Below are 26,529 nucleotides of genomic sequence, written 5' to 3'. Positions count from 1 at the left end.
TTTAATATCCGTATTTATCTTTCCAACGGTTTTTAAGAAATTCTCGGATACTGTTTTCTCTGGAGTTGTTCCCAGGAACATATATTGGAGTTTTGCTTAATGCCTCAGGTAAAAATTCTTGTTCAGCAAAATTATTGGTGTAATCGTGGGAATATTTGTATTCTTCACCATAACCTAATTCTTTCATTAATTTCGTGGGAGCATTACGTAAGTGAATAGGAACCGGTAAATCTCCAGTTTGTTTTACAAGTTGTTGTGCCGTTCCGATGGCTAAGTAAGACGCATTACTTTTTGGGGAGGTCGCTAAATAAACGGCGCATTGGCTCAAAATAATTCTACTTTCAGGATATCCTATTGTAGCAACTGCCTGAAAAGTATTATTTGCCATAATGAAAGCCGTTGGATTAGCATTACCTATATCTTCACTACTTAGAATTAGCATTCTTCGTGCTATAAACTTTACATCTTCTCCGCCTTCAATCATTCGGGCAAGCCAATATACAGCTCCATTAGGATCACTTCCTCGAATGGATTTGATAAAAGCAGAAACTATGTCATAATGTTGTTCGCCGGTTTTGTCATACAAAACGGTATTTTGTTGCACCAAGGCAAAAACACGATCATTTGTAATTATAATTTCATCTTCATTGGACGCATTTACAACAAGTTCAAATATGTTTAATAGCTTTCGTCCATCGCCACCGGAAAGTCTCAGTAGCGCTTCTGTTTCGCTTAAAATAATATTTTTAGTAGACAAATAGCTGTCCGTTCTCATAGCGCGTTCTAACAAAGACTCTAAATCTTTTTTGGTAAAAGCATTTAATACATATATTTGACAGCGGGAAAGTAATGCAGGAATCACTTCAAAGCTAGGGTTTTCTGTAGTGGCACCGATAAGTGTAATCCACCCTTTTTCTACTGCAGCCAGCAAAGAGTCTTGTTGAGATTTGCTAAAACGGTGAATCTCATCAATAAATAAAATAGGATTTTTAGCGGTAAACAAACCACCGCTTTGCTTCGCTTTTTCAATCACATCACGAATATCTTTTACACCAGAATTGATGGCGCTCAAAATATAAAATGGTCGTTTCGATTCTTGCGCAATAATTTGTGCTAATGTAGTTTTTCCAGTTCCCGGTGGTCCCCAAAATATTAATGAAGGGATGATTCCTTTTGCAATTTGTTGCGTCAATGATCCATTTGGTCCTACAAGGTGGGATTGACTGATGTAGTCTTCTAATTTTTCTGGTCGTATGCGTTCTGCAAGTGGTGCTTCCATAACGTAAAATTACTGTTTTTTTTAATCTGAACTTGTCTTGGATTGTCAAAATTTGTTTCGTTAGGAGCTATTTCCTGCTGTACACTCGTTGAAAAAACGAGATGTAAAAGGATGCCGTTTCCATCTGGGCTAAGCATCCGTATAAAAAAGCATTTTTAGTTTAAATATGACAAAATAGCATTAAATTGGTTTTGGATAAGTTTTTGAATTAAAACCAGAATATAAAACTTCTCGCTATTCATGGAAAAGCATTTTAAATTTACCAATTCAGTTATTGGGTTACCACTTTTTTTTGTGGTATTCCTGTGGTTTGTTTTTTGGCTGGAAATTCGATTTGATTTTGACTTTGTGCAAAATGGTATTTATCCTAGAACTTTTTCAGGTTTGCAAGGTATTTTTTTTAGTCCATTCATTCATGCTGATATGGAGCATCTTTATAATAATTCGGTTCCTTTATTAATTTTATTGGCAGCTTTACAATTTTTTTATGCAGAGCAATCGGTAAAGGTTATTGGATACGGAATTTTAGTTTCGGGATGTATTACTTGGGTTATTGGTAGAGATAATTACCACATAGGGGCAAGCGGATTGATTTATGTTCTCTTTAGTTTTGTTTTTTTTAAAGGCATACAAACAAAATACAATAGATTGGTAGCTTTATCGCTTGCAGTGATAGTCGTGTATGGAGGTTTGGTTTGGTATGTTTTTCCAAGTCCTGAAATTACAGGAAACAAATCTATTTCTTGGGAAGGACATTTGGGAGGATTACTCACAGGTTTTTTTCTTTCGTTAGTTTATAAAACTCCTGAATATAAAAAAGTCATTAAATATGATTGGGAACGCCCAGATTTTGATCCTTCAGAAGATAAATTTATGCAGCGTTTCGATGCTGATGGAAATTTTGTAAATATCCCAAAAATTGAAGAGAACGAAGAGCAAGAGGAATTGTCAACATTTTACATTCCCAGTTTTCCAGTAGTTTATGAGATTGTCACAAATGAAAAAAATGAATCAAAACCGGAGTCTTGATTCATTTTTTAGTCTTTTTACCTTTAGGAAGAGTCAGAGATGTATTAACTTCTCTGCCTTACAGCTTCATATAAAAAAGCTCCACAAGCCACTGATACATTTAGTGAACCAATAGTTCCAAACATAGGAAGTTTAGCTTTCTCATCAACAATTTTAAGTACTGATGGGTTTACACCTCTATCTTCCGATCCCATAATGATTGCTATAGGTTCGTTTAATGAAATGTCATAAATATTTTGATCTGTTTTCTCAGTAGCTGCAACAGTTTTTATACCACTTGCTTGCAAAAGAAAAATAGCGTCCTTAATGTGTTCTACTTTACAAATTGGAATATTAAATACTGCTCCGGCTGATGTTTTTACAGTATCGCCATTTACAGCTGCCGAACCTGCTTTTTGGACAATGATTCCGTTTACTCCGGTACACTCAGCAGTTCTGATAATAGCACCAAAATTACGTGCATCAGATATTTGATCTAAAATCAAAAACAAAGGTTTTTTCCCGTTTTCGATTACTGTTTCTATCAAAGATTCTAAGTCAAAAAAGGAAATGGGAGAGATAGTAGCTACTGCACCTTGATGATTATTAGGTGTCAATCTATTTAGTTTTTCAACTGGTACATATGAAAAGTTAATATTACCACGCTTCATGACTTTCATCAGGTCTTTCATCAGTTCGCTGTTCGCTTCCTTTTGAATATACACTTTATCTACAGTTGCACCCGCTTGTATAGCTTCTATTATTGCTCTAATCCCAAATATTTGATGTTCTTTTTCCATGCCGCAAAGATATAAAAAAAAACCACCCCAAAAAATGGGATGGTTTTAATAATAGAATTAAGTGATAATTAGAATTTATCCCAGAATATTTTTGTGGTTAATAAATCTCCACCATTGATGAGTGCAGAGGCAGCAGTAACATTTGCAGCATTAACTGTTTGTTCTCCAGCAGGATAAGTGTATCTTGTAGGGACTTTAGTGATGTCGTTGTATGTAGAGGCCGGAGCAACTAAAACTGGAAAATCTAATCTTCTCCATGAAATCCATGCTTCAAATCCTCTGTTATATAAACCTATCCAAGCTTGCTCGCCTATACTTTTTTTCCAGTTTGCAGCATTATATACTACGCTTGGTTGTGCTAAATATGTTGCAATATTAGCAGCATCTACACCCCAACGTTCCATTGATGCTGTAATAGCAGTATTGTAATGTATTGTTGCAGTACCTCCAACAGCTACTCCTCTAGCAGCAGCTTCGGCTAACAAGAATTCTGTTTCTACAAAGTCAAATATTGTACCTGGAAAAGTTGGTTGTACTATCGTTTCATTGATATGAGAAAAATTTGTATAACTGTTAGATGATCCGTAGATACCTCCAATGTAATTAGTAGTTCCTGGAGCAAATGTGAAATATTTAGCTCTTCTTGGGTCTGTTAGTGAGTTTAGTTTGTTAACAAACGTATCAGCAATAACAAAATCGTTTCTACCACTAGCTACGATATCAACATATAATGGATTTGCATTGGGTTCAGCTCCTAAGTATACTAGATTAGCATCGTCTGAGTTATTAGACATTACACCTGCACTAACAGCTGCACTTATCTGTGTAGCAGCATAAGCAGCGTCTACATCATGCATATTTACTGCAAGTCTTAATCTAAGAGAGTTTGCAAATTTTTTCCATTTTGCAGTATTTCCAGCATAAATTAAATCAGCAGATCCAAAACTTCCAGCAGAAGAATTCAATGATGCAGAAGCTACAGTTAATTTGCTGATAAGATCTTTATAGATTGTTTGTGCATCATCGTATTTTGGTAAAGGTTTACCTTCAATATCCAAAGCCTCAGTGTATGGAACGTCTCCAAAAGTGTCAACTAGTACGCTGAAAGTATATGCAGACATTATGTCAACAATAGCTTTTTTATTGTTTAATACTTCAGTTTCTTCAGCACCAGCCACAACTTCTTTGTTTAACGCAGTTTTAGATTCTTTCAAATCTCTTAATACATCTCTATAAAGAGTTGTAAAGTGAGTGTCAGGAATAGGTCTGGTTGTTAAGTTATATTGACTTTCATCGGGATACGTAGTTTCTGCCCAGTATTGAGTGAATAATCTGAAAACATTTCTGTTTACAGATGCATTAACCATCTGATCAACTAAAGTTTTTTGAGCATTTGTAAACAAATACTCTGGCTTTGTAGTAGTTGGGTTTTTTGTATCTGCATTTAATCCTGTAATGTCATCAGAACATGATACTACTGATAGGGTTATAAATGAGATTAATAAAAGTATCTTTTTCATAATTTAAAATTTAAATGTTACGTTACAACCAATATTTCTAGTTGATGGCAATGAACCTATTGAGTATCCTGCTGAATTAGAGTTAGCACTTAATCCACTTTCTGGATCAGCATAAGGAAGGTTTTTGTCGATTATCCATAAATTTGAACCTACAATGCTGAATTTCATGTCAGTAAGTTTTAATTTAGAAACGATTGTAGTTGGTAAAGAATAAGTAATACTTACTTCTCTTAATTTTATGAAAGAAGCATCGTATACAAAAGCTTTGTTAGGAGCTCTTCTGTATCCAGATACGTTACCGTATTGGTCTGGTGAAGGTGTTCTTACAGTGTTTGGAGAACCGTCTGCTTGTACGCCAGGTAAAATAACACCACCACCATTAGCGATAGTATTTCTTATAGGGTTACCAAGTTCGTTATTACCTGCAGTTACATCATATAGACCAGTAGCTAAACCATATGCTTGGTCAAGAGAAAATATATCCCCTCCTTTTTTCATGTCAATCAAAAATCCAAATGATAAGTTTTTGTAAGTAAATTTATTACGCACACCACCTAACCACTCTGGGTTAACATCTCCAATAACATTATTTGCTGAAGCATTTACAACATATCTTCCGTTTGCTCCAACTACTTTTTCACCATTCAAATAAGTGAAATCAGTACCTCTAAGTACACCATAAGCTTCACCTACAGCTGCATTAAGAGTTACACCTTGTCCAAAAGAACTTAGTCTAAGGTTGTCAATACCATCGATTAACTTGGTAACTTCATTTTTATTGGTTGACCAGTTTACGAAAATATCCCATGCAAAATCTTTAGTTTTTATTGGTGTAGCATTAAATTGTACTTCAATACCTCTATTTTCTACAGTTGCTGCATTTACTAATCTTGCACTGTTTCCAGTTGCTGTAGAATAAGGAACTGAAATAGCTTCTCCTTCATTAACATTTTTGTATGCACTTAATTCGAAACCAAGTCTTCTGTTTAAAAACTGCATTTCTAAACCAATTTCTTGTGTGTTAGTTTTTACGGCTTTCAAATTTGGATTGTTTTTTGTAGAAGCAACAGAGTATTGTTGGTTAGTTCCAAATGGATCATTTTTGATATAAGTATCAATTAAAGATTGATTTGGTGTTCCAAGCGGGCTTTCAGAATATCCAGCTCTTATTTTACCAAAACTTAGCCATGGTTTGTTAATGTGGTTCGTGAAAACATAAGAACCTGAAGCTGAATAAGTGTTGATTGCATTTTCTTCTTGTGGTAAGTTTGAGAATGCATCTCTTCTTACTGTCCCGTCTAAGAATAAAAAGTCTTTATATCCGAAAGATGCAGAAGCATAATAACTATTAACTCCTTGGTTAACTTCTGATTCAATAGGGAAAGGAACTCCTGCAACTGAATTAGATAGACTAAAAAGATCCGGTACAATAAGTCCACCTTGAGTCGAGTTCAAAGTAGAAATAATTCTAGTTCTTACAGACGTACCTCCAGCTACTCCATTAAAACTAATGTTTTCTGAAATGTCTTTTTTGAAGGTTAGGATGAAGTCGTAGTTTTGCTCAGAAAAAGTTCTGTTGTACTTTTGGTATCCTGAAGTTTCTGCTAATCTGTTAATTCCAAAATCTCCAGCAATAGAACCAAATGCTCTTCTTTCTTCGCGTAATTCGCTGTAAGAATCTGTAGATATTTTACCTGAAACGGTTAACCAATCAGTTAGTTTGTAATCTAATCTACCATAACCTAAGAATCTATTTCTTTCGTCAGATTGAAAATTTTTATTTCTTATAAAGTATGGATTGTCCCAGTAGATTTGAGTTAAGTCTGAAGGATCTGAATAATTCCAGTTTATGTTTTGTCCACCTGATCTTTCATATACTTGTTTCAATTCCTGAACATCAACGTTTGTTTGCCACCATTGACGGAACATAGACATGATATTTTCATTGTAACCAGTTGAGTTTCTACCAACAGTAGATTGCGTGCTGAAATTTGCAAATACACTAGCAGATAATTTATCTGAAAATTGATGATTTATTTTAGCACTCATGTTATTCTTTTTCATATCACTATTTGGTAAGATACCAGTTTGTTTAGAATTGGTAAAATTCAAAACAAAATTTGTAGTGTCATTACCGTCTTCTAATGATATAGAATTATTAAAAGAAGTAGCGGTATCGAAAAATGTAGTTGGATCGTTTTTAGCGGCCACCCAAGGAGTAGCTTTCTGATAGCTATCAGACCATGGAGTAAAAGCATTCCAGTTGTAAACCAGTAAATTAGGATCAAAAGCAGCTCCATAAGAAGCGTCTTCAGAAGTTGGTACTACTAAATCTTCAACCCCATCTCCATTGATATCTCTTGATAAAAAGAATCCTGAAGCATCTTCATAATATGGGCCATAACCTGCTCCATATTTATTTTGATACTTAACAAATGTAGATTTGTCTATAGTCCCAGCAACAAATTCACTAGATATAGTAATTCCTAATCCTTTTTTTGATTTCCCTTTTTTTGTAGTAATCATTACAACACCATTTCCACCTAAATAACCATACAAAGCTGATGCTGCTGCTCCTTTAAGGATATTTACGCTTTCGATGTCGTCAGGGTTGATGTCCATCGCTGCGTTTCCATAATCGTATGTGTTACCTGCGCCTGTAGTTTGACTTGCAGTGTTAGAGTTGATGTTAGAGTTGTTTATCGGCATTCCGTCGATAACAATAAGCATTTCATTGTTACCACTTAAGCTTTTGACACCTCTAGATACAATGCTTGATGAACCACCAAAGTTATTGTTTCTTTTGATATTAACACCAGCTACTTTACCAGAAAGTTCATTTATGAAGTTTCCACTTCCTGCGCCAGAATTTAAGTCTTCAGCTTTTACTTCTTGAGTAGCGTAACCAAGAGATTTTTTTTCTCTTTTAATACCTAAAGCTGTTACTACAACACCTTCAAGTTCTAATGCACCACTTGCTAATTTTACATTAACAGTTGATGAGCTAGCTGTAACTTCTTGGGTTTTCATCCCAATGTAGCTAAAAACCAAGACTTGACTTGGAGAAGCTTTGATAGAGTATTTTCCATCAAAATCAGTTTGTGTTCCTGAATTTGTTCCCTTTACTAATACACTCACGCCTGGTATAGGCAATCCTGCATTATCAGAAACAACACCTGAAACAGATCTTTCTTGCGCAAAAGTAAGTTGCGCCATAAGTACTACTAGTAGCACTAAGATTCCATTGAACTTTAGTTTCATTTTTTAATATTTTGAATTAGTATCGCAAACTTCTTAATAATTTGTTAACTTTCCTAATATATAAATCTCTATTTTTTATTGTATTTAAAATTTAACATTATAACAAATGTGGATTATAGTGTTATAAATTTCAATTTTTTGATTAATGGTACTGCCATTTGCAACAGCTAATTTTAATATTCCATTTTTTGTTTGTAGTCCAAATCCAAACCCTATTCCTAGTAGTTTTTTGGTGTTGTGTACTTTTTCAATGTCTGATTTTTTCATGTAGATGCTGTAATCTAGTATTGAATGTATATATAAGTCGGTAGAAAGTAAGTATCTGTATTCTGTAAGAATTGAGGTTGTGAAATATCCTTCTAGACTGTTTTCTGTAAAGCCTCTTATGCTGTTGAATCCTCCAAAACGAAAAAGTTCATTTGTAAGATATCGATCGCTTTTTAAATAATAATTCTGACTATTTAAATGTATTATATTCTTTTTGTTTAAGGTTAGGTTTTGTGTTGCTTGAATATTTAAAAAAAATTGATTGCTCTTGGTGGTGTTTTCTGGTTTATTGTAAATCTCTCGTTTTCCGATTCCAGCTGTTATTGAAAAAATTGATTTTATGGGAAAGTTAAAATTGGTTAAATCTAATTTGGTGTAATTAAAGCTGGATGTTAAAAAGGAATTGTTGAAATCGCTTATCGAAGTATCGACTGAGTTTTGAATGTCGCTTGACTCTGTAGCTTGGTATCCTATATAGAAACGTGTATTGTAGTTTGTAAAGTAGCTTAAGTCAATTGCTGTTTTTGTATTTTGGAAAGTGCTGTCTTGTCTGAATAATTGAATTTGTGCTTTTAATCCTATCGGAGTTTTAAATATATAAGGTAGTTCAATGTTAGCATTAAATGTTTTTTGGTCGTTTCCGTCACTTTTCCAATAAACAGATAATTGTTCGCCAGAGCCTAAAATATTTTCTAGCTTTACGTCTAAATAACCATTTAGAGTTGTTTTTTTATTTTCGTTATTTGAAAATCCAATAAAACCATCAAAAGTGTTGGATTTTTTTTTCTCAAGATATACGAAAACTTTTGTTGTGTCTTTTGTGAATAAAATTTCGGGATATTTTACTTGGTTGGTAAATCCGAATTTCTCAAAATCATTATAGATTTGGTCTACTATTTTTTGATTGAAAATACTGTTCTTGTATTTTCTGTTGATTTGTGCTAAATGTCCACTCGGGAATTTATTTGATCGGTTATTTTCTGTATAATTTATTATTATGGAGTTTAGTGTTCTTTTTTGGTCTGAATCTAGTTTTAAATCAGCGTAAATTTCGGTATCGATTCTTTTAATGTTAATCAGTTTTAATTTTGCTAATGCAAATCCGTTTTGCTCTAATTTTTGAACAGCTTCTTTTAGAAAAGAATTAATTTTTGTGTAGGGTAGCGTTAGAGTGTCTTTTTTGCTTAGATGTGATAAGTTGTTTAGTAGATTATTTGCACCTATATATATATGTATAGATTTTATTTTTTTTCTTAACTCAAAATTCGCAACGTAACTAGAGTCTTCTTTTTTAGTAAGTTCTAAAGTAGTGTTGTCTATATAGCCTATTTCGGATAGTTTTTCTGAAAGTTTATGTATTTCTTCGCTAATGGATTTCGTGTTTTTGTGTTCGGTGTTGTATTTTAGGGAATCTATAGTTTTTGTTTCTAATGAATTGCTCCCGGTTATCAATAATCGAAAATTTTGCGCATAAGAATCAAGGCAAAAATTCAGAAAGAATAGTAAAATAAAAGCGGATTTCAAATGAGTATGTATTTTTAATAAAAGTAACGCAAATATCTATTGTTTGTGATAAAAATCAAATGATAAAATAATCTTATTGAAAATTAATGAATTAACGTTTGTAGAGTAAAAAATATTTTCTACATTTGCAACCCCGTAAAAAGCGGGAATTTAATATAATAAGAAATTTTTAGTATTAATTATGCCAACAATTCAACAATTAGTAAGAACAGGAAGAACTCAGATAACTAAGAAGAGTAAATCGGTTGCTTTAGATTCTTGTCCTCAAAGAAGAGGGGTTTGTACGCGTGTTTACACTACAACACCAAAAAAACCAAACTCTGCAATGCGTAAAGTAGCGCGTGTACGTTTGACAAATGGTAATGAAGTGAATGCTTACATCCCTGGTGAAGGACACAATTTACAAGAGCACTCGATAGTATTAGTTAGGGGTGGAAGGGTAAAAGATTTACCAGGAGTTAGATATCACATTGTTCGTGGTGCGCTTGATACGTCAGGAGTAGCAGGAAGAACGCAAAGAAGATCTAAGTACGGAGCAAAACGCCCAAAAGAAGCAAAAAAGTAATTTAAAAAGTTATTTCTTTTACAGATGTGATTAGTCACAACTGTATGGATATAACGTTTTATTAAAAAAAAGACATGAGAAAAAGAGCGGCAAAGAAAAGACCACTTTTACCAGATCCAAGGTTTAATGACCAACTGGTAACACGTTTTGTGAACAACTTAATGTGGGATGGAAAAAAATCGACAGCGTTTAAAGTATTTTATGATGCAATTGACATCATTGAGTCTAAAAAACAAGATGCAGAGAAACCGTCATTAGAAATTTGGAAAGATGCGTTAACTAATGTTATGCCTCACGTAGAAGTGCGTAGTCGTAGGGTTGGTGGAGCTACATTTCAAATTCCAATGCAAATTCGTCCAGATAGAAAAATTTCTATGGCGATGAAGTGGTTGATACTTTATTCTAGAAGAAGAAACGAAAAATCAATGGCTCAAAGGTTAGCTTCAGAATGTTTAGCTGCGGCTAAAGAAGAAGGAGCTGCTGTTAAAAAGAGAATGGATACTCACAAAATGGCAGAAGCTAATAAAGCATTCTCTCACTTTAGATTTTAATTCTTAAGAAATGGCTAGAGAACTTAAATATACAAGAAACATAGGAATTGCTGCTCACATTGATGCTGGTAAAACAACAACAACGGAGCGTATATTATTCTATACTGGAAAATCACACAAAATTGGTGAAGTACACGATGGTGCTGCAACAATGGACTGGATGGCACAAGAGCAAGAAAGAGGTATTACAATTACTTCTGCGGCTACAACTTGTGAATGGAATTTTCCAACTACTCAGGGTAAAGTTTTGCCTGAAACATTGCCTTACCACTTTAATATTATCGATACACCGGGACACGTTGACTTTACAGTTGAAGTAAACCGTTCTTTGCGTGTGCTTGATGGTTTGGTTTTCTTATTTAGTGCTGTTGATGGTGTTGAGCCACAATCAGAAACTAACTGGAGATTAGCAGATCAATACAGAGTACCACGTATTGGTTTCGTTAATAAAATGGATAGGCAAGGTTCTAACTTCTTGATGGTTTGTCAACAAGTAAGAGATATGTTAAAATCAAATGCAGTTGCAATCACTTTGCCGATTGGTGAAGAAAATGATTTCAAAGGTGTTGTGGATTTGGTAAGAAATCAAGCTATTGTTTGGGATGAAGAAGGTTTGGGGGCAACTTACGAGATTGTGCCTATTCCAGAAGATATGCTTGACGAGGTTAAAGAATATAGATCGATTCTTATTGAGGCAGTTGCTGATTATGATGAGACTTTGCTTGAAAAATTCATGGAAGATGAAAACTCTATTACGGAGGAAGAAATCAACATTGCATTAAGAGCAGCTGTAATGGATATGGCTATCATTCCTATGATTGCTGGTTCTTCTTTTAAAAACAAAGGAGTTCAATTCATGTTAGATGCGGTATGTAAATATTTGCCATCACCAATGGATAAAGAAGGTATCGAAGGGATTCATCCTGATGATGCTGAATTGTTAGAAGAAGATCAAACTAAAATATTGCGTAAGCCAGATGTTAAAGAGCCTTTTGCCGCTTTAGCGTTTAAAATTGCTACTGACCCATTTGTAGGTCGTTTAGCTTTTTTCCGTGCTTATTCAGGACGCTTGGATGCAGGTTCTTATGTTCTGAACACTCGTTCAGGAAACAAAGAAAGAATTTCTCGTATCTACCAAATGCATGCCAACAAGCAAAACCCAATTGATTATATCGAAGCAGGTGATATTGGAGCGGCAGTTGGATTTAAAGATATTAAAACTGGAGATACATTGTGTGATGAAAAGAACCCAATCATTCTTGAGTCAATGAAATTCCCAGCACCGGTAATTGGTATTGCTATTGAACCTAAAACTAAGGCTGATGTAGATAAAATGGGTATGGCTTTGGCTAAATTAGCTGAAGAAGATCCTACATTTACTGTTAGAACTGATGAGGCTTCGGGTCAGACTATTATTTCCGGGATGGGTGAGCTTCACTTAGATATTTTAGTTGATAGAATGAAACGTGAATTCAAAGTTGAAGTAAACCAAGGTGAGCCTCAAGTTGAATACAAAGAAGCATTTACAAAATCTGCTCAACACAGAGAAACTTACAAGAAACAATCTGGTGGTCGTGGTAAATTCGGTGATATCGTATTTAGACTAGAACCTGCTGATGAAGTTGATGGTAAAGCTCCTGTAGGATTGCAGTTTATTAATGCTGTAAAAGGTGGTAACGTTCCTAAAGAGTATATCCCATCTGTAGAAAAAGGTTTTAGAGAAGCTATGAAAACAGGTCCTTTAGCAGGATACCAAGTAGATAGTTTAAAAGTAACTTTATTAGACGGATCTTTCCACCCGGTAGATTCTGATGCACTTTCTTTTGAGCTTGCAGCAAGAATGGGGTATAGAGAGGTAGCTAAAGCAGCTGGTGCTGTTATATTAGAGCCAATCATGAAAATGGAAGTGATTACACCAGAAGAAAACATGGGGGATATCGTAGGTGATATCAACCGTCGTAGAGGTCAGGTGAATGATATGGGTGATAGAGCTGGTGCAAAAACCATCAAAGCGGATGTGCCATTGTCTGAAATGTTTGGATACGTTACTACGTTAAGAACACTTTCTTCAGGTAGAGCAACATCTACTATGGAATTTTCACACTACTCTGAAACGCCTTCTAATATTTCAGAAGCAGTTATCAAAAAAGCAAAAGGAAACGCATAATCTTTAAGAAAATGAGTCAAAAAATCAGAATAAAATTAAAATCTTACGATCACATGTTGGTAGACAAGTCTGCTGAGAAGATTGTAAAAACGGTAAAAAGTACCGGTGCAGTTGTTACAGGACCAATTCCATTACCAACACACAAAAAACTTTTTACAGTACTACGTTCTCCACACGTTAACAAAAAAGCGAGAGAGCAATTTGAAGTAATGTCATACAAGAGATTAATTGATATTTATTCATCTTCATCAAAAACTATTGATGCTTTAATGAAACTTGAATTGCCTAGCGGTGTTGAAGTAGAGATCAAAGTTTAAATAGCTTACTAGTAAGAAAGGAACGCTGTTTTTAAGCGAAAAATATTTTTTTGGTTTGTGTGTAAATAAGTTATACATTTGCACCCACTTAAAAAAATAGGATTCGGTTAAAAGCTGCGTTCTATATTTATATTTAATAATTAATAATTAATATTTATGTCTGGGTTAATTGGTAGAAAAATCGGCATGACTAGCATTTTCGACGAGAACGGGAAGAATATTCCTTGTACAGTAATCGAAGCTGGACCATGTGTTGTTACCCAAGTCAGAACCAAAGGTGTTGACGGGTACGAAGCGTTGCAACTTGGTTTCGATGACAAAAACGAGAAACATTCCACAAAAGCGGCTTTAGGTCACTTTAAAAAAGCGGGAACTGTAGCTAAGAAAAAAGTCGTTGAATTCCAAGATTTCGCAACAGAGCAAAAATTAGGAGATCTTATTGATGTTTCTATTTTTTCTGAAGGAGAATTTGTAGATGTACAAGGTGTATCTAAAGGTAAAGGTTTTCAAGGGGTTGTAAAACGTCACGGTTTTGGTGGTGTTGGTCAAGCAACTCACGGTCAACACAACCGTTTAAGAGCGCCAGGTTCTGTAGGAGCTTCTTCTTATCCATCTAGAGTATTCAAAGGAATGCGTATGGCTGGAAGAATGGGAGGAGACAATGTAAAAGTTCAAAACCTTAGAGTTTTAAAAGTAGTGGCTGATAAGAACCTACTTGTTATTAAAGGATGTGTTCCTGGTCATAACAACTCTTATGTAATCATTCAGAAGTAATGGAAGCAAAAGTATTAGATTTCAACGGAAAAGATACTGGAAGAAAAGTTCAACTTTCTGATTCAGTATTTGGTATAGAACCAAACAATCACGCAGTATACCTTGATGTTAAGCAATATCTTGCTAATCAAAGACAAGGAACGCACAAAGCTAAAGAAAGAGCTGAAGTAGCGGGAAGTACTCGTAAGATTAAAAAACAAAAAGGAACTGGTACTGCTCGTGCGGGTAGTGCAAAGAATCCATTGTTTAAAGGTGGTGGAACAGTTTTCGGACCAAGACCAAGAAGTTATTCATTCAAATTGAATAAAAGTTTGAAACGTTTGGCTAGAAAATCGGCTTTCTCAATTAAAGCAAAAGAGTCGAACATTATCGTTCTTGAAGACTTTAATTTTGAAACTCCAAACACTAAAAATTTCATCAACGTTTTGAAAGCTTTAGAGTTAGAGAATAAAAAATCCCTGTTTGTGTTGGGTGATACAAATAAAAATGTATATTTGTCGTCACGCAATTTAAAAGGCTCTAGTGTAGTAAGTAGCTTAGAATTAAGTACTTACGCTATATTAAACGCTAATAATTTAGTGCTTTTAGAGAGTTCTTTGGAGATAATTGAAGAAAATTTAAGTAAATAATAGGATATGAGCATCATAATTAAGCCTATAGTAACGGAAAAAGTAACCAAAGAAAGTGAAGTTTTAAACCGCTTCGGATTCGTTGTTGACAAAAAAGCAAACAAAGTGCAAATTAAGAAAGCTGTTGAAGCTGCTTATGGAGTAACTATTTTGAGTGTTAACACGATGAACGTAAGACCGGATAGAACTACTAAATACACTAAAAGTGGTTTGATCAGTGGAAAGACTAATGCAATTAAAAAAGCAATTGTTCAAGTACAAGAAGGAGAAACAATTGATTTTTACAACAATATCTAAGATAAAATGTCAGTAAGAAAATTAAAACCTATTACCCCAGGTCAGCGATTTAGAGTTGTGAATGGTTATGACGCCATTACAACTGATAAGCCGGAACGCTCTTTGATAGCGCCGATAAAAAACTCTGGTGGTAGAAATAGTCAAGGAAAGATGACCATGCGTTATACGGGTGGTGGTCACAAGCAGAGATATCGTATCATTGATTTTAAACGTACTAAAGAGGGAATTCCTGCTACGGTTAAATCAATTGAATATGATCCAAATCGTACTGCATTTATCGCTTTGTTGGCTTATGCTGATGGAGAGAAAACGTATGTTATTGCTCAAAACGGATTGAAAGTTGGTCAGAAATTAGTTTCTGGTCCAGAATCTCAACCTGAAATTGGTAATACTTTACCTTTAAGTAGAGTTCCACTTGGAACTGTAATTTCTTGTATTGAATTGAGACCAGGACAAGGGGCTGTAATCGCTCGTTCTGCTGGAACATTTGCTCAATTAATGGCAAGAGATGGAAAATATGCAACAATTAAAATGCCTTCTGGAGAAACAAGATTAATTTTGTTGACTTGTTCGGCTACAATTGGAGCGGTTTCTAATTCAGACCACCAATTAGTTGTGTCAGGAAAAGCTGGTAGAACAAGATGGTTAGGAAGAAGACCTAGAACAAGACCTGTTGCAATGAACCCTGTCGATCACCCAATGGGTGGTGGTGAAGGACGTTCTTCTGGTGGACATCCACGTTCAAGAAATGGAATACCAGCTAAAGGTTATAGAACTCGTTCTAAGAAAAACCCGAGTAACAAGTATATCGTAGAACGTAGAAAGAAATAATAAGATATGGCACGTTCATTAAAAAAAGGACCTTTCGTTCATTATAAGTTAGACAAGAAAGTTCAAGAAAACATTGCAGGTGGAAATAAAGGAGTAGTTAAGACATGGTCTAGAGCTTCTATGATTACTCCAGACTTTGTTGGACAAACTATCGCAGTTCATAACGGTCGTCAATTTGTACCAGTTTACGTAACAGAAAACATGGTAGGTCACAAATTAGGAGAATTTTCACCAACTAGATCTTTTAGAGGTCATGCTGGAGCAAAAAATAAAGGTAAAAAATAAGAAGCAATGGGAGTTCGTAAAAGAGAAACAGCAGATGCAAGAAAAGAGGCTAACAAGTCATTGGCTTTTGCAAAGTTAAATAACTGCCCTACTTCACCTAGAAAAATGCGCTTAGTAGCAGATCTAGTAAGAGGTCAGAAGGTAGAAAGAGCACTTAACATCTTAAGATTCAGTTCTAAAGAAGCTTCAAGAAAATTAGAAAAATTGGTTTTATCAGTGATTGCCAACTGGCAAGCTAAAAACCCTGAAGCTAATATGGAAGAAGCTGGTTTATTTGTTAAGGAAATCCGTGTTGATGGTGGAATGATGTTGAAAAGACTTCGTCCAGCTCCACAAGGAAGAGCACACAGAATTAGAAAACGTTCTAACCACGTAACAATCGTGCTTGGAGCTATCAATAACACACAAAGCAATTCTTAAGCAGCATGGGACAAAAGACAAATCCAATTGGAAATAGACTTGGTATCATCAGAGGATGGGACTCAAACTGGTATGGTGGAAATGATTATGGTGATAAACTTGCCGAAGATCACAAAATCAGAAAGTATATCCATGCTCGTTTATCAAAAGCTAGTGTATCGAAAGTAATCATCGAGAGAACTTTGAAACTTGTAACCGTTACTATCACTACTGCAAGACCTGGTATTATTATTGGGAAAGGTGGACAAGAGGTAGACAAGTTAAAAGAAGAGCTTAAGAAAATTACTGACAAAGAGGTTCAAATCAACATCTTTGAAATTAAAAGACCTGAACTTGACGCGTATCTAGTTGCTACAAGCATCTGTCGTCAAATCGAAAGCAGAATTTCTTACAGACGTGCAATCAAAATGGCTATTGCTGCTTCTATGCGTATGAACGCAGAAGGTATCAAAGTTTTGATTTCTGGTCGTTTGAATGGTGCGGAGATGGCACGTTCAGAAGGTTTCAAAGAAGGTAGAATTCCTCTATCAACTTTCAGAGCTGATATTGATTATGCTTTGGCTGAAGCTCATACTACTTATGGTAGAATGGGTATCAAAGTATGGATCATGAAAGGTGAAGTTTATGGAAAGAGAGATCTTTCTCCACTTGCCGGAATGGACAAAAAACAATCTGGTGCTGGTGGTAAAGGCGGTGATTCTCCTAGAGGAGACAGAAAGCCTTTCAATAAAGGTGGAAAACCAGACGCTCGTAAACGAAAGTAAATTTTTAAACTAAAGAAAAATGTTACAGCCTAAAAGAACAAAATACCGTAAGGTACAAAAAGGTAAAATGAAAGGGAACTCTCAAAGAGGACATGAACTTTCTAATGGAATGTTTGGTATTAAATCTGTACATGAAGATGGAATGTTCTTAACCTCTCGTCAAATCGAAGCTGCACGTATTGCTGCAACTCGTTTTATGAAAAGAGAAGGACAATTATGGATCAAAATATTTCCAGACAAACCTATCACTAAGAAACCTCTTGAGGTACGTATGGGTAAAGGTAAAGGTGCCGTTGAATATTGGGCAGCTGTTGTTAAACCCGGAAGAATTATGTTTGAAGTTGGTGGAGTACCTTTGTCAGTTGCAAAAGAGGCGTTACGTCTTGCAGCTCAAAAGCTTCCAGTAAAAACTAAATTCGTCGTTGCTAGAGATTTCGAAGCATAATCTATATTATATTATGAAACAATCAGAAATAAAAGATCTTTCTGCAGCGGAGTTGCAAGAAAAACTTAGCCAGACTAAGAAGGCATATGCCGACCTAAAAATGGCTCACGCTATTTCTCCAATTGAGAACCCACTTCAAATTAGAAGTGTAAGAAGAACAGTTGCAAGATTAGCTACGGAACTTACTAAAAGAGAGTTGCAATAATTGTAATCTGCTGAAAGATGGAAGAAAAAAGAAATTTAAGAAAAGAAAGAGTTGGTGTTGTAACTTCAGACAAAATGGACAAGTCTATTGTTGTTGCTGAAGTACGTAAAGTAAAACACCCATTATACGGTAAGTTCGTGTTGAAAACTAAAAAGTATCACGCACACGACGAAAAGAACGACTGTAACATTGGAGATACTGTAAGGATTAGCGAAACGCGTCCTATGAGTAAAACAAAATGTTGGAGGTTAGTTGAAATCCTAGAAAGAGCTAAATAATTATGGTACAACAAGAATCAAGACTAAAAGTAGCAGATAACACTGGAGCAAAGGAAGTTTTAACTATCCGTGTTTTAGGAGGTACCAAAAGAAGGTATGCCTCTGTTGGTGACAAGATTGTAGTTTCTATAAAAGATACTGCTCCTAACGGAAGCGTTAAAAAAGGAGCTGTTTCAACTGCAGTTGTTGTACGTACCAAAAAAGAAGTAAGAAGAGCCGATGGTTCATACATTAGATTTGATGACAACGCATGTGTGTTATTAAATGCTGCTGGTGAAATGAGAGGAACTCGTGTTTTTGGTCCGGTAGCAAGAGAACTTCGTGAAAAACAATTCATGAAAATTGTATCATTAGCACCAGAAGTGCTTTAATTCGTTTTTAAGATGATAAAGCTAAAAATAAAATCAGGTGACATCGTAAGAGTAATTGCTGGAGACCATAAAGGTGCTGAAGGTAAGGTTTTACGTGTTTACCGTGAGAAAAACAAAGCGATAGTTGAAGGTGTAAACATGGTTTCAAAACATACGAAACCAAGCGCGAAAAGCCCTCAAGGTGGTATCGTAAAGAAAGAAGCTTCTATACAAATATCTAATATATCTTTAATTGATCCTAAAACTAAGGAAACAACTAGAGTTGGTATTAGAGTAGAAGGAGATAAGAAAGTAAGATTTTCAAAAAAATCTAATCAAGTACTATAGTAATGGCGTATATACCTAGACTAAAAGAAGAATATAAGAGCAGAGTAATTGCTGCTCTTAAAGAGGAATTCGGATACGTAAACGTAATGCAAGTTCCAAAATTGGAAAAAATCGTTTTAAGTAAAGGAGTTGGTGCAGCTGTATCTGATAAAAAACTAATTGACTATGCAGTTGATGAGTTAACTAAGATCACTGGACAGAAAGCAGTATCTACAATCTCAAAGAAAGACGTTGCGTCATTCAAATTGAGAAAAGGGATGCCTATTGGAGCAAAAGTTACTTTGCGTGGAGAAAGAATGTATGAGTTTTTAGATAGACTTATCACTTCTGCTTTACCACGTGTTAGAGATTTTAGCGGAATTAAAGCTACTGGTTTTGATGGAAGAGGTAATTATAACCTTGGTGTTTTGGAGCAAATCATTTTCCCAGAAATTGATATTGACAAAGTAAACAAAATATCAGGAATGGATATATCTTTTGTTACTTCTGCAAAAACTGATAAAGAAGCAAAATCACTATTGGCTGAATTAGGTTTACCTTTTAAAAAGAATTAAGATATGGCTAAAGAATCAATGAAAGCCCGTGAGGTTAAGAGAGAGAAAACTGTAGCAAAGTATGCTGAGAAAAGAAAAGCTTTGTTAGAAGCTGGAGATTTCGTAGGTTTGCAAAAATTACCGAAAAATGCTTCTCCTGTTCGTTTGCACAATCGTTGTAAATTAACTGGTAGACCAAGAGGATATATGCGTCAATTTGGTATTTCACGTGTTACATTTCGTGAGATGGCAAATAACGGATTAATCCCAGGTGTTAAAAAAGCATCTTGGTAGACTGTATTAAGTTACGTCAATACAAACACATTTATAAATTGGTTAAAGGTTCATAGGATGAGTATCCTATGAAAACCATAATCGCAAATTAATACACATGTATACAGATCCTATTGCAGATTATTTGACAAGAGTTCGTAACGCTGTGGCTGCAAACCACAAAGTTGTTGAGATTCCTGCATCTAATCTAAAAAAAGAAATAACTAAGATCTTATTTGATCAAGGTTATATCTTAAGTTACAAATTTGAAGACAACGCTGTTCAGGGTTCAATCAAAATCGCTTTGAAGTATGATAAAGATACTAAAGAGTCTGTAATTAAAGATATCCAAAGAATTAGTAAACCAGGTTTACGTAAGTATTCAGGTTCTTCATCAATTCCTAGAATCCTTAACGGATTAGGAATTGCTATCGTTTCTACATCAAAAGGTTTGATGACAGGAAAGAAAGCCAAACAATTAAATGTTGGTGGTGAAGTAATTTGTTACGTTTACTAATCATTAAAATAGTAGAAGATGTCAAGAATAGGTAAAAATCCGGTTGTAATACCTGCTGGTGTAACTGTTGAAGTTGCAAATGGTATTATTACTGTAAAAGGAAAAAATGGTCAACTTACACAGGAGTTTTCGGACGTTACTGTAACAGTTGAAGACGGTCAAGTTCAAGTTGATAGATCGTCTGATCACAAAGACCAAAGAGCAAAACACGGTTTGTATAGATCTTTAATCAATAACATGATTATAGGTGTAAACGAAGGTTTTACTAAATCTTTAGAGTTGGTAGGAGTTGGTTATAGAGCTTCAAATCAAGGACAAAAGTTAGATTTAGCTCTTGGATATTCTCACAATATTGTTTTAGAAGTTGCTCCAGAAGTAACGTTAGAGACAATATCTGAAAAAGGTAAAAATCCAATTGTTAAATTAACATCATTTGACAAACAACTTTTAGGTCAAGTAGCTGCGAAAATCAGAGGTTTCCGTAAGCCTGAGCCGTACAAAGGAAAAGGTGTTAAATTTGTAGGTGAAGTATTAAGAAGAAAAGCAGGTAAATCAGCTTAAAAAATAAGATTATGTCATTAACAAAACCTGAAAGAAGACAACGAATTAGATTCAGAATTAGAAAAACAATTAGTGGTACTGCTACTAATCCAAGACTATCTGTATTTAGAAGTAACAAAGAAATTTATGCTCAATTAATTGATGACGTAAACGGAGTTACTTTATTGGCGGCTTCTTCAAGAGAAAAAGAAATAGGTAACGGTACGAACATTGAAGTTGCTACAGCAGTTGGAAAACTAGTTGCTGAAAAAGCTTTAAAAGCTGGGATAGACGTAGTGACTTTCGATAGAGGAGGTTATTTATATCACGGTCGTATTAAATCATTAGCGGAAGGCGCAAGAGCGGCTGGACTTAAATTCTAATATAGTATGTCTAATAGTAAATACAAGAATGTAGAGTTAGTAAAACCAAGTGGTCTTGAATTAAAAGATCGTTTGGTAAGTGTAAATCGTGTTACTAAGGTTACAAAGGGAGGTAGAGCTTTTGGTTTTTCTGCTATTGTAGTTGTAGGTGATGAAAATGGAGTGGTTGGACACGGATTAGGAAAATCTAAAGACGTTTCTGAAGCAATTGCGAAAGCAGTAGAAGATGCTAAGAAAAATTTAGTAAAAATTCCTTTGAATGGTCAATCAGTTCCTCACGAACAAAAAGGTAAATTTGGTGGTGCACGTGTATTCTTAATTCCTGCCTCTCATGGTACAGGAGTTATTGCTGGTGGAGCTGTTCGTTCAGTTCTTGAATCAGTAGGAATTCATGATGTATTATCTAAATCTCAAGGATCTTCAAATCCTCACAACGTAGTGAAAGCAACTTTTGATGCTTTATTACAAATGAGAAGCGCTTATACTGTTGCAAAACAAAGAGGTGTTTCTTTAGAAAAAGTTTTTAAAGGTTAATTCAAGGAAATTATGGCTAAATTATTAGTAAAACAAGTTAGAAGCAAAATCAACTGTCCCCTTACTCAAAAAAGAGGATTAGAAGCTTTAGGTCTACGTAAAATGGGACAAGTTGTAGAGCATGATTCAAACCCTACAATCCTTGGGATGATAAATAAAGTTAAACACTTAGTTTCTGTTGAAGAAGCTAAATAACAAATACTGTTATGAATTTAAGTAACTTACAACCTGCTGAAGGTTCTACACACAATCAAAATAAAAGATTAGGTAGAGGAGAAGGTTCTGGAAAAGGTGGTACTTCTGCAAGAGGTCACAAAGGAGCAAAATCTCGTTCTGGTTATTCTAAAAAGATTGGTTTTGAGGGTGGGCAAATGCCACTTCAAAGACGTGTGCCTAAGTTTGGTTTTACAAACATCAATCGTAAAGATTACGAAGGTGTAAATCTTGATACACTTCAACTTTTAGTTGATAATGGTGTTATTAAAGATACTGTTGATATGACAGTTTATGTTGCTAATCGTTTAGCTACTAAAAATGAAATCGTTAAGATTTTAGGTAGAGGTGAATTGACAGCAAAATTAAAAGTAACCGCTCACAAATTTACTGCTACTGCAAAAGCTGCTATTGAAGCTGCTGGTGGAGAAGCTGTAACAATGTAATTTTTCAATTAATATGAAGAAATTTATTGAATCAATAAGTAATGTTTGGAAAATCGAGGAACTGAAAAATAGAATCCTAATAACATTGGGTTTACTTTTAGTTTATCGTTTTGGGGCTCAAGTAACCCTGCCAGGTATTGATGCTACACAGTTAGGTAATTTAGCTGGGCAAACTAAAGAAGGAATTGGTTCAATTCTTGACATGTTTACTGGAGGTGCATTTTCTCAAGCTTCTGTTTTTGCTTTAGGAATTATGCCTTATATTTCTGCTTCGATTGTTGTTCAGTTAATGGGAATTGCGATTCCTTATTTACAAAAACTTCAAAGTGATGGAGAAAGCGGTAGAAAAAAGATTAATCAAATTACTCGTTGGTTGACAATAGGAATTACTTTAGTTCAAGGTCCAACTTATATCTATAATTTATATAGAACATTACCTAGTAATGCATTTTTATTGGGATTCAATTCATTTGAATTCTTATTTTCATCAGTAGTGATTTTAGTTACAGGTACAATTTTTGCCATGTGGTTAGGAGAAAAAATTACTGATAAAGGAATTGGAAATGGTATTTCTTTGTTAATTATGGTTGGAATTTTGGCTAGATTACCTCAGGCTTTTATTCAAGAGTTTACAACAAGAGTTACCAATAATAATGGTGGGCCGATGTTGTTGGTTATTGAAATTATCATTTGGTTATTAGTTATCATTTGTTGTGTGCTATTGGTTATGGCGATCAGGAAAATTCCTGTTCAATATGCTCGTCGTACAACATCAGGTGATTTTGAACAAGACATGTTGGGTGGAAACAGACAATGGATTCCTTTGAAGCTTAATGCTTCTGGGGTTATGCCAATAATTTTTGCGCAAGCAATTATGTTTATTCCGGCAGCCTTAGCAGGTTTGTCTAAATCAGATGCATCACAATCAATCGTTGGCGCTTTTAGTAATATGTTCGGGTTTTGGTATAATTTTGTATTTGCAACTTTAATAATTGTATTTACTTTCTTTTACACTGCAATCACAGTTCCTACTAATAAAATGTCTGATGATTTAAAGAGAAGTGGTGGTTTTATTCCGGGTATCAGACCAGGAGTTGAAACTTCTGATTATCTTGACAAAGTGATGTCCTTGATAACTTTTCCAGGATCTTTATTTCTTGCTTTGATAGCTGTGTTCCCAGCAATTGTTGTGAGTCTTATGGATGTTCAACAATCTTGGGCAATGTTTTTTGGAGGTACTTCATTAATAATTATGGTTGGAGTTGCCATAGACACAATGCAGCAAATTAATTCATACTTGTTGAATAAACATTATGATGGTTTGATGAAAAGTGGTAAAAATAGAAAAGCAGTAGCTTAACTTATGGCAAAACAATCAGCAATAGAACAAGACGGGTCAATCATTGAAGCATTGTCAAATGCAATGTTCCGTGTAGAGTTAGAAAATGGACATATTGTAATCGCACATATATCTGGAAAAATGCGTATGCATTACATCAAATTATTACCTGGTGATAAAGTGAAACTAGAAATGAGCCCTTACGATTTGTCAAAAGCAAGAATTACTTATAGATATTAAAGGATATTCAAAATGAAAGTTAGAGCTTCAGTAAAAAAGAGAAGTCCCGAGTGCAAAATTGTGCGAAGAAAAGGGAGATTGTACGTAATAAACAAAAAGAATCCTAGATTTAAACAAAGACAAGGATAATTATGGCAAGAATAGCAGGGGTAGATATCCCAAAAAATAAGAGAGGTGTTATAGCACTTACCTATATCTTCGGATTAGGAAGCAGTAGAGCTATTGAGATTTTAGAAAAAGCTCAAGTTAGCCAAGATAAAAAAGTTCAAGACTGGAATGATGATGAGATCGGAGCAATTCGTGAAGCAGTGTCAGCTTTCAAAATTGAAGGAGAATTGCGTTCTGAGGTTTCTTTAAACATCAAGCGTTTAATGGATATTGGGTGTTATAGAGGTATACGTCATAGAACTGGTCTTCCTTTAAGAGGACAAAGAACTAAGAATAACTCTAGAACAAGAAAAGGTAAGAGAAAAACTGTTGCCAACAAGAAAAAAGCAACTAAATAATAAGTAATATGGCTAAAGCAACTGCAAAAAAACGTAAAGTTATCGTTGAATCAACGGGAGAAGCTCATATTTCTGCTACTTTTAACAATATCATCATTTCTTTGACAAACAAAAAAGGTGAAGTTATTTCTTGGTCTTCAGCTGGTAAAATGGGTTTTAGAGGTTCTAAAAAGAATACTCCATACGCAGCCCAAATGGCAGCAGAAGATTGTAGTAAAGTAGCTCTTGAAGCTGGACTTAAAAAAGTAAAGGTTTATGTAAAAGGACCAGGAAACGGACGTGAGTCTGCTATCCGTTCTTTGCATAACGGTGGAATTGAAGTGACTGAGATTATTGATGTTACTCCAATGCCTCACAATGGTTGTCGTCCTCCTAAAAGACGTAGAGTTTAATACTCAAAAAAATATAGTATAACCAAGATTGAATATCGATTATTGAAGGATCAGACCTGAATTCATAATCTCAATCTTAAACAATTTAAAATGGCAAGATATACTGGTCCTAGTACAAGAATCGCACGTAAATTTGGCGAAGCGATTTTCGGAGACGATAAAGCTTTCGAAAAAAGAAATTACCCTCCTGGGCAACACGGGATGGCTAAAAAAAGAGGAAAAAAATCTGAGTTTGCTATTCAGTTAATGGAAAAGCAAAAAGCTAAATATTCTTATGGAATTTTAGAAAAACAATTCAGAGGATTGTTCAAAAAAGCATCAGCTACCAAAGGAGTTACTGGTGAGGTTTTATTACAGTTGTGTGAAGCAAGATTGGATAATGTTGTTTTTAGAATGGGTATTGCTCCTTCTAGAAGAGGTGCACGTCAAATCGTTTCTCACAGACACGTCACAGTTAACGGTGAAGTAGTTAATATTCCTTCTTACCACCTTAGACCTGGTGACAAAGTTGCAGTTCGTGAAAAATCTAAGTCATTAGAAGCTATCGAACGTTCTTTATCTAATTCAAGTCATGTTTATGAATGGATTACTTGGAACAATGATATCAAAGAAGGAACATTCGTTTCTGTACCTGCGAGACTTCAAATTCCAGAAAACATTAAAGAACAATTAATCGTAGAGTTGTACAACAAATAATAATTGACTTAGTCGAAATTTATGGCAATATTTAATTTTCAGAAGCCCGATAAAGTTATCATGATCGATTCAACCGATTTTGAAGGTAAGTTTGAATTCAGACCTTTAGAACCTGGTTACGGATTGACCGTTGGTAATGCACTTAGAAGAGTTTTGCTTTCAGCATTAGAAGGTTATGCAATAACATCTGTTCGCATTGAAGGTGTAGATCATGAGTTTTCTACTATTTCAGGAGTTGTTGAAGACGTTACCGAAATTATCCTTAATCTTAAACAAGTACGTTTTAAACGTCAAATTGAAGATATCGATAATGAATCAGTTACTATTTCTGTTTCAGGTAAAGACCAATTAACAGCTGGTGATTTTCAAAAATTTATTTCAGGTTTCCAAGTTTTGAACCCAGAACTAGTTATCTGTAATTTAGACAGTAAAATCAAACTTAATTTCGATTTAACTATCGAAAAAGGTAGAGGTTATGTTCCTGCTGAAGAGAACAAAAAACAGAATGCTGCAATTGGAACTATTTTTACAGATTCAATTTTTACTCCGGTAAAAAATGTAAAATATGCTATTGAAAACTTCCGTGTAGAGCAAAAAACAGATTATGAAAAATTAGTTTTTGAAATAAAAACTGATGGTTCTATCAATCCAAAAGACGCTCTTACTGAAGCTGCAAAAGTTTTAATTCACCATTTCATGTTGTTCTCCGACGAAAGAATTACACTCGAGGCTGACGAAATTGCACAAACAGAATCATATGATGAAGAATCATTACATATGAGACAATTGCTTAAAACTAAGCTTGTCGATATGGATCTTTCTGTAAGAGCGCTAAATTGTTTGAAAGCGGCTGAAGTTGATACACTTGGTGATTTAGTATCGTTCAATAAAAATGACCTAATGAAATTCCGTAATTTCGGTAAAAAATCTTTAACTGAGCTTGATGAACTTGTAGCAGTTAAAAATTTGAACTTCGGTATGGATTTAGCAAAATACAAACTAGATAAAGAATAATCTAAGCCGCAAGGTTTA

The 26,529-nt window shown here is 34.7% G+C and carries 37 protein-coding genes; 32 read left to right on the top strand and 5 right to left on the bottom strand.

What is annotated here, in order from left to right; all coding sequences use genetic code 11:
• Window position 1: 1 nt before the first annotated feature.
• Window positions 2-1,279, bottom strand: a complete 1,278-nt coding sequence (locus QLS65_RS12360) for a replication-associated recombination protein A (protein ID WP_282718085.1) — start codon at window positions 1,277-1,279, stop codon at window positions 2-4.
• A 240-nt stretch (window positions 1,280-1,519) separates the two neighbouring features.
• Here QLS65_RS12360 and QLS65_RS12355 point away from each other — a divergent pair, with 240 nt between their 5' ends.
• Complete coding sequence (locus tag QLS65_RS12355; RefSeq protein WP_282711784.1) at window positions 1,520-2,308, top strand: rhomboid family intramembrane serine protease; 789 nt, start codon at window positions 1,520-1,522, stop codon at window positions 2,306-2,308.
• 44 nt (window positions 2,309-2,352) lie between these two features.
• Here the strand turns inward: QLS65_RS12355 and rlmB are convergent, their stop codons facing one another.
• The 4 genes from rlmB to QLS65_RS12335 form a co-directional block, all read right to left on the bottom strand.
• Complete coding sequence (gene rlmB, locus QLS65_RS12350) at window positions 2,353-3,087, bottom strand: 23S rRNA (guanosine(2251)-2'-O)-methyltransferase RlmB (RefSeq protein ID WP_282718084.1); 735 nt, start codon at window positions 3,085-3,087, stop codon at window positions 2,353-2,355.
• Between the two features lie 68 nt (window positions 3,088-3,155).
• Window positions 3,156-4,607, bottom strand: coding sequence for a SusD/RagB family nutrient-binding outer membrane lipoprotein (locus tag QLS65_RS12345; RefSeq protein ID WP_282711780.1), 1,452 nt, complete (start codon window positions 4,605-4,607; stop codon window positions 3,156-3,158).
• 3 nt (window positions 4,608-4,610) lie between these two features.
• A complete protein-coding gene (locus QLS65_RS12340) occupies window positions 4,611-7,868 on the bottom strand; it encodes a SusC/RagA family TonB-linked outer membrane protein (RefSeq protein WP_282711779.1) in 3,258 nt (1,085 codons plus the stop codon).
• Window positions 7,869-7,952: 84 nt separating this feature from the next.
• The gene (locus tag QLS65_RS12335; protein ID WP_282718081.1) at window positions 7,953-9,587 is read right to left on the bottom strand and encodes a BamA/TamA family outer membrane protein; all 1,635 of its coding nucleotides are present in this window, start codon (window positions 9,585-9,587) and stop codon (window positions 7,953-7,955) included.
• Window positions 9,588-9,840: 253 nt separating this feature from the next.
• Here QLS65_RS12335 and rpsL point away from each other — a divergent pair, with 253 nt between their 5' ends.
• The 31 genes from rpsL (at window position 9,841) to QLS65_RS12180 (ending at window position 26,511) form a co-directional block, all read left to right on the top strand.
• The gene (gene rpsL / locus QLS65_RS12330) at window positions 9,841-10,224 is read left to right on the top strand and encodes a 30S ribosomal protein S12 (RefSeq protein WP_007136570.1); all 384 of its coding nucleotides are present in this window, start codon (window positions 9,841-9,843) and stop codon (window positions 10,222-10,224) included.
• Window positions 10,225-10,298: 74 nt separating this feature from the next.
• On the top strand, window positions 10,299-10,775 hold the full coding sequence (gene rpsG / locus QLS65_RS12325; RefSeq protein WP_035668130.1) for a 30S ribosomal protein S7: 477 nt from the start codon (window positions 10,299-10,301) through the stop codon (window positions 10,773-10,775).
• Window positions 10,776-10,785: 10 nt separating this feature from the next.
• Window positions 10,786-12,942: an elongation factor G gene (gene fusA, locus QLS65_RS12320; RefSeq protein ID WP_282711774.1), complete on the top strand. Its 2,157-nt coding sequence runs from the start codon at window positions 10,786-10,788 to the stop codon at window positions 12,940-12,942.
• 11 nt (window positions 12,943-12,953) lie between these two features.
• A complete protein-coding gene (rpsJ, locus tag QLS65_RS12315; RefSeq protein ID WP_011963470.1) occupies window positions 12,954-13,259 on the top strand; it encodes a 30S ribosomal protein S10 in 306 nt (101 codons plus the stop codon).
• Between the two features lie 156 nt (window positions 13,260-13,415).
• Complete coding sequence (rplC, locus tag QLS65_RS12310) at window positions 13,416-14,033, top strand: 50S ribosomal protein L3 (protein ID WP_099713444.1); 618 nt, start codon at window positions 13,416-13,418, stop codon at window positions 14,031-14,033.
• A complete protein-coding gene (rplD, locus tag QLS65_RS12305; protein ID WP_035668126.1) occupies window positions 14,033-14,662 on the top strand; it encodes a 50S ribosomal protein L4 in 630 nt (209 codons plus the stop codon). The genes rplC and rplD overlap by 1 nt, the downstream gene beginning before the upstream one ends.
• 6 nt (window positions 14,663-14,668) lie before the next feature.
• A complete protein-coding gene (gene rplW / locus QLS65_RS12300; protein WP_035668124.1) occupies window positions 14,669-14,959 on the top strand; it encodes a 50S ribosomal protein L23 in 291 nt (96 codons plus the stop codon).
• A gap of 6 nt (window positions 14,960-14,965) precedes the next feature.
• A complete protein-coding gene (rplB, locus tag QLS65_RS12295; RefSeq protein WP_035668122.1) occupies window positions 14,966-15,790 on the top strand; it encodes a 50S ribosomal protein L2 in 825 nt (274 codons plus the stop codon).
• Window positions 15,791-15,796: 6 nt separating this feature from the next.
• A complete protein-coding gene (gene rpsS, locus QLS65_RS12290; protein ID WP_007136562.1) occupies window positions 15,797-16,075 on the top strand; it encodes a 30S ribosomal protein S19 in 279 nt (92 codons plus the stop codon).
• 6 nt (window positions 16,076-16,081) lie between these two features.
• Entirely contained in the window at window positions 16,082-16,495 is a 414-nt protein-coding gene (rplV, locus tag QLS65_RS12285; RefSeq protein WP_035668120.1) for a 50S ribosomal protein L22, read from the top strand.
• Window positions 16,496-16,500: 5 nt separating this feature from the next.
• Window positions 16,501-17,259 (top strand): 30S ribosomal protein S3, encoded by a 759-nt coding sequence (rpsC, locus tag QLS65_RS12280; RefSeq protein ID WP_035668118.1) that lies wholly within the window; start codon window positions 16,501-16,503, stop codon window positions 17,257-17,259.
• Between the two features lie 19 nt (window positions 17,260-17,278).
• Window positions 17,279-17,704, top strand: a complete 426-nt coding sequence (gene rplP / locus QLS65_RS12275; protein WP_007803637.1) for a 50S ribosomal protein L16 — start codon at window positions 17,279-17,281, stop codon at window positions 17,702-17,704.
• 13 nt (window positions 17,705-17,717) lie between these two features.
• Window positions 17,718-17,909, top strand: a complete 192-nt coding sequence (rpmC, locus tag QLS65_RS12270) for a 50S ribosomal protein L29 (RefSeq protein WP_035668115.1) — start codon at window positions 17,718-17,720, stop codon at window positions 17,907-17,909.
• Between the two features lie 17 nt (window positions 17,910-17,926).
• Window positions 17,927-18,187, top strand: coding sequence for a 30S ribosomal protein S17 (gene rpsQ / locus QLS65_RS12265; protein WP_039110222.1), 261 nt, complete (start codon window positions 17,927-17,929; stop codon window positions 18,185-18,187).
• A 2-nt stretch (window positions 18,188-18,189) separates the two neighbouring features.
• On the top strand, window positions 18,190-18,558 hold the full coding sequence (gene rplN, locus QLS65_RS12260; protein WP_026717863.1) for a 50S ribosomal protein L14: 369 nt from the start codon (window positions 18,190-18,192) through the stop codon (window positions 18,556-18,558).
• Between the two features lie 12 nt (window positions 18,559-18,570).
• Window positions 18,571-18,885: a 50S ribosomal protein L24 gene (rplX, locus tag QLS65_RS12255; protein WP_035668111.1), complete on the top strand. Its 315-nt coding sequence runs from the start codon at window positions 18,571-18,573 to the stop codon at window positions 18,883-18,885.
• Window positions 18,886-18,887: 2 nt separating this feature from the next.
• The gene (rplE, locus tag QLS65_RS12250; protein WP_099713443.1) at window positions 18,888-19,439 is read left to right on the top strand and encodes a 50S ribosomal protein L5; all 552 of its coding nucleotides are present in this window, start codon (window positions 18,888-18,890) and stop codon (window positions 19,437-19,439) included.
• Window positions 19,440-19,442: 3 nt separating this feature from the next.
• The gene (rpsN, locus tag QLS65_RS12245; protein ID WP_026707007.1) at window positions 19,443-19,712 is read left to right on the top strand and encodes a 30S ribosomal protein S14; all 270 of its coding nucleotides are present in this window, start codon (window positions 19,443-19,445) and stop codon (window positions 19,710-19,712) included.
• Between the two features lie 97 nt (window positions 19,713-19,809).
• A complete protein-coding gene (gene rpsH, locus QLS65_RS12240; RefSeq protein WP_269685551.1) occupies window positions 19,810-20,208 on the top strand; it encodes a 30S ribosomal protein S8 in 399 nt (132 codons plus the stop codon).
• Between the two features lie 18 nt (window positions 20,209-20,226).
• Window positions 20,227-20,769: a 50S ribosomal protein L6 gene (rplF, locus tag QLS65_RS12235; RefSeq protein ID WP_282711763.1), complete on the top strand. Its 543-nt coding sequence runs from the start codon at window positions 20,227-20,229 to the stop codon at window positions 20,767-20,769.
• Between the two features lie 11 nt (window positions 20,770-20,780).
• Entirely contained in the window at window positions 20,781-21,131 is a 351-nt protein-coding gene (rplR, locus tag QLS65_RS12230) for a 50S ribosomal protein L18 (protein WP_039110219.1), read from the top strand.
• 6 nt (window positions 21,132-21,137) lie between these two features.
• The gene (gene rpsE / locus QLS65_RS12225; RefSeq protein ID WP_035668102.1) at window positions 21,138-21,665 is read left to right on the top strand and encodes a 30S ribosomal protein S5; all 528 of its coding nucleotides are present in this window, start codon (window positions 21,138-21,140) and stop codon (window positions 21,663-21,665) included.
• 12 nt (window positions 21,666-21,677) lie between these two features.
• Complete coding sequence (gene rpmD / locus QLS65_RS12220) at window positions 21,678-21,860, top strand: 50S ribosomal protein L30 (protein ID WP_027310825.1); 183 nt, start codon at window positions 21,678-21,680, stop codon at window positions 21,858-21,860.
• Window positions 21,861-21,871: 11 nt separating this feature from the next.
• Complete coding sequence (gene rplO / locus QLS65_RS12215; RefSeq protein WP_066081007.1) at window positions 21,872-22,324, top strand: 50S ribosomal protein L15; 453 nt, start codon at window positions 21,872-21,874, stop codon at window positions 22,322-22,324.
• A 13-nt stretch (window positions 22,325-22,337) separates the two neighbouring features.
• Window positions 22,338-23,684 (top strand): preprotein translocase subunit SecY, encoded by a 1,347-nt coding sequence (gene secY, locus QLS65_RS12210; RefSeq protein ID WP_099713440.1) that lies wholly within the window; start codon window positions 22,338-22,340, stop codon window positions 23,682-23,684.
• A 3-nt stretch (window positions 23,685-23,687) separates the two neighbouring features.
• Window positions 23,688-23,903 (top strand): translation initiation factor IF-1, encoded by a 216-nt coding sequence (infA, locus tag QLS65_RS12205; RefSeq protein ID WP_007136545.1) that lies wholly within the window; start codon window positions 23,688-23,690, stop codon window positions 23,901-23,903.
• 12 nt (window positions 23,904-23,915) lie between these two features.
• Entirely contained in the window at window positions 23,916-24,032 is a 117-nt protein-coding gene (ykgO, locus tag QLS65_RS12200; protein WP_008992256.1) for a type B 50S ribosomal protein L36, read from the top strand.
• A 2-nt stretch (window positions 24,033-24,034) separates the two neighbouring features.
• A complete protein-coding gene (gene rpsM / locus QLS65_RS12195; RefSeq protein WP_039110216.1) occupies window positions 24,035-24,409 on the top strand; it encodes a 30S ribosomal protein S13 in 375 nt (124 codons plus the stop codon).
• An 8-nt stretch (window positions 24,410-24,417) separates the two neighbouring features.
• Complete coding sequence (gene rpsK / locus QLS65_RS12190) at window positions 24,418-24,801, top strand: 30S ribosomal protein S11 (protein ID WP_024981527.1); 384 nt, start codon at window positions 24,418-24,420, stop codon at window positions 24,799-24,801.
• A gap of 90 nt (window positions 24,802-24,891) precedes the next feature.
• Window positions 24,892-25,497 carry a 30S ribosomal protein S4 gene (gene rpsD / locus QLS65_RS12185; protein ID WP_282711735.1) on the top strand — a complete coding sequence of 202 codons (606 nt, stop codon included), beginning with the start codon at window positions 24,892-24,894 and terminating at the stop codon, window positions 25,495-25,497.
• 21 nt (window positions 25,498-25,518) lie between these two features.
• On the top strand, window positions 25,519-26,511 hold the full coding sequence (locus tag QLS65_RS12180; RefSeq protein WP_039110214.1) for a DNA-directed RNA polymerase subunit alpha: 993 nt from the start codon (window positions 25,519-25,521) through the stop codon (window positions 26,509-26,511).
• Window positions 26,512-26,529 lie beyond the last annotated feature (18 nt).

Origin of the sequence: Flavobacterium algoritolerans, from assembly GCF_030010385.1 — a bacterium.
Lineage (GTDB): Bacteria > Bacteroidota > Bacteroidia > Flavobacteriales > Flavobacteriaceae > Flavobacterium > Flavobacterium algoritolerans.
This window is presented reverse-complemented; position numbering and strand designations above follow the sequence as displayed.